We start from the raw sequence: 2,783 nt of genomic DNA, 5'->3' as shown, positions 1-2,783 counted from the left end.
AGTTTCAAAAATAGCAAGATTTTAACATTTAATTACATATTACACTTTAAATTCCACAATTTCACCTCATAATATACATACACGCTTGTGTGCCTGCACAGGCTCGTATACACATACACATGCAAATATAAAAATTGAAGAAATTGTATCAAATAACACCAAAGTGAACAAGAGCATTCTTTACCCCATCCTCATCAACAGAGGTTGTAATATAGTCTGCAACTTCTTTAAGATTATCACCAGCATTCCCCATCGCAACACCGATACCAGCCTTTTTAATGATGGAAATATCATTGCCGCCATCGCCGAAAGCCATGGTTTCATCTATGTTCAAGCCCAGATAATCAGCCATTGCCTGTAACCCTTTACCTTTATCAGCTTGAGCAGCAGTAATATCGGTAAAAGCAGGATGCCATCTTCCGGAAGTACAATTTTCCAATGACGGCATCAACTCACTCTCTTGTTCAACACTACAGAATGGAGTAAGTTGCAAGATATCCTCATCTTTCAAATCGTCAATATTCGTTTGAAAATCAAGGGAATCAACCCCTAATCCTTCCACAAATATTTTTTCGACAACAGGGGTTAAATGATGAATCGCCAGATGCTTTTCTCCTACAACTATGACAGAATAATCATCACGATCAGCCGCTTCAATCACTTTCTCCACATCAGAACGCAGAATAGGACACTGACAAACAGTATGATTTTCCACAAAACATCGCGCACCATTAGTCGTTATATAGCCATCTATCAGATGTTCTATCTGTCCCAGATTAGTAATAAGTATGATAGGGCGACCTGTAGATATATATATTTTGACACCATTTTGCTTCGCTTTTTCCAGCGCTTCAACAGTACTTTGAGGGATGCGATGTGTTTGAAAACTTACCAGAGTACCATCTATATCAAAAAATAAAGCTTTGATTTTTGAATTCTTGTCCATATTTTATCCTTTATCCATATTATACATACTATTTCGGTGTGCAAAGATAGCCATTTTTTTGAAAGAAAAAGCAAAAATCGCATGATTTCTTTGGAGTTACCGATAAAAAAACATACCTTTGCAAAGAGAAATTAAAATCTATAACAAATAGAAGTATTACAATCATTGAAAAAGAGAAGTGAAATGAGATTGATCATTTCAATCAAGAATCTCTTTCAAAATATAGGCAATAAAGAAAACTTTCTAAAGACATAGACAAAAAGAAAGTTCTTGAAAGATATAATAAACAAGAAGTTTCTCGAAAAGATATTGACAAATAAGAAAACTCTTTAAAAGATAAACAAATATGAAAACAATCCTATTTAATGCGATGTTAGCCATCACCATGATGATGTGCTCATGCGAAAAATTTACCTCCGAGGAAGAAAGTAGCAAACCAATTCCTGGAGAAAACAATGTTGGTCTTGAGATAAGTTCAAAAGACCAAGTAAAGAAAGTATGTAAGAAGGTTAGTTTTGGATTTTTCAAGGACGATGCAAAAGCAGGAACTATCAGTCAAACGTCAGACGATTCCGATTTTGGAGCCATCCATCTCAATTTGGCAGCAGGAACTTATGAAGTTGTTGCCATCGGTCACAATGGCTCCGGCACGACGATGTCTTCTCCAGAAAAGATTACTTTCACAAGCAATAAAGTAACAGATACTTTCTATTATTATGGAATTTTGGACGTCACCGACGGAGAAAAAACCACAGAAAGTATCACGCTAAAAAGAGCCGTTGGTATGTTTCGTTTAGTCATCAAAGATGAGATTCCAGAGCAGGCTAAGAAAATCAAATTTTATTATACGGGAGGCAGCAGTACTTTGAATGTCAAAACCGGTTACGGATGCGTAAACAGTAAACAGACTGAGATTTTAGACCTGGTGAAAAACCAGCAGGTTTATGAAGTTTATACCTTTCCTCACGAAGGAGATAAGAAATTGACTGTTTCCATCGACATCTTAGATAAAAATGATTTTACAATAGCCACAACAACCTTTTCGGATGTTCCCATCCTCAAAAACTACATAACGAAATATAGCGGTAAATTGTTTACTGGCTTATCGGGCGGAACAGGCGACATTGACATCGACTTTGTTTTTGATCCAGAATGGGCAGGCGAAAACGAATATGAATTTTAAGAGCCGTATCTATCTGATAATTGAAATCATCTGATAGTTAAAATCACCAGATAGTTGAAGCCACCTGGTAGTTGAAGTCATGAGCCCACTTAAAAAAGGGGCTCAGTAATTTTACATCGAAGAAAGAAGAAGAAATCAAAAAACAAGGAATAATTTTACACAAGAACAAACATAAAAAGAGAGCGTGTCGTAAATCCATGACACACCCTCTTTTTATGTTTATTCATACTTTTTGCGGAAGACCAGCAGGCAGACGGCTCCCATCAAAGCCATAGGCACACCGATAAGAGCAGGGAAATGATAACCCAAGGCGAGTGCAAACAATCTAAAAAAGCAAACTGTTGATGGAAGGAGAAATAAATATCCATTTTTTTCGCAATGCCAATGGGTGACAGGGGTGACAGACCCCTCCACAAAAAAACTGAAAACTCGTGTCACAGGTGTCACCCAACAAACTGGCTCCAATAAAAGGCTCGGCAGAAAACGGTGACAGGTGACGCTTTTATATACTCTTTTTTTTATGACTTACCGCGCGAAAATAGATAAAAGATTGATAATCAGAGGGAGACATCCAAATTGGAGGGTAGTGTCTCCAATGCATAAAAAAAAGATGAAAAATAGGTGTCACCGTCACCTTTTGAAAATCTTGTAAAA

2 protein-coding genes are annotated in these 2,783 nt (G+C 36.9%); one reads left to right on the top strand and one right to left on the bottom strand.

Features of this window, described 5'->3' with window-relative positions; all coding sequences use genetic code 11:
• Positions 1 to 148 precede the first annotated feature (148 nt).
• Positions 149 to 946: a Cof-type HAD-IIB family hydrolase gene (locus tag DW917_RS16565; protein WP_118120491.1), complete on the bottom strand. Its 798-nt coding sequence runs from the start codon at positions 944 to 946 to the stop codon at positions 149 to 151.
• Between the two features lie 346 nt (positions 947 to 1,292).
• On the opposite strand from DW917_RS16565, the gene DW917_RS16560 reads away from it, so the two are divergent.
• On the top strand, positions 1,293 to 2,129 hold the full coding sequence (locus DW917_RS16560; RefSeq protein ID WP_118120489.1) for a FimB/Mfa2 family fimbrial subunit: 837 nt from the start codon (positions 1,293 to 1,295) through the stop codon (positions 2,127 to 2,129).
• The last annotated feature ends 654 nt before the right edge of the window (positions 2,130 to 2,783 follow it).

It is taken from the genome of Prevotella sp. AM42-24, from assembly GCF_003461825.1.
GTDB classification, from domain to species: domain Bacteria; phylum Bacteroidota; class Bacteroidia; order Bacteroidales; family Bacteroidaceae; genus Prevotella; species Prevotella hominis.
The sequence above is the reverse complement of the archived record's forward strand: the minus strand, read 5'-3'. Positions and strand labels throughout refer to the sequence as shown.

Coding starts and splice junctions, on each gene's coding strand:
- DW917_RS16565 (WP_118120491.1), bottom strand. CDS start 946: ATGGACAAGAATTCAAAAATCAAAGCTTTATTTTTTGATATAGATGGT.
- DW917_RS16560 (WP_118120489.1), top strand. CDS start 1,293: ATGAAAACAATCCTATTTAATGCGATGTTAGCCATCACCATGATGATG.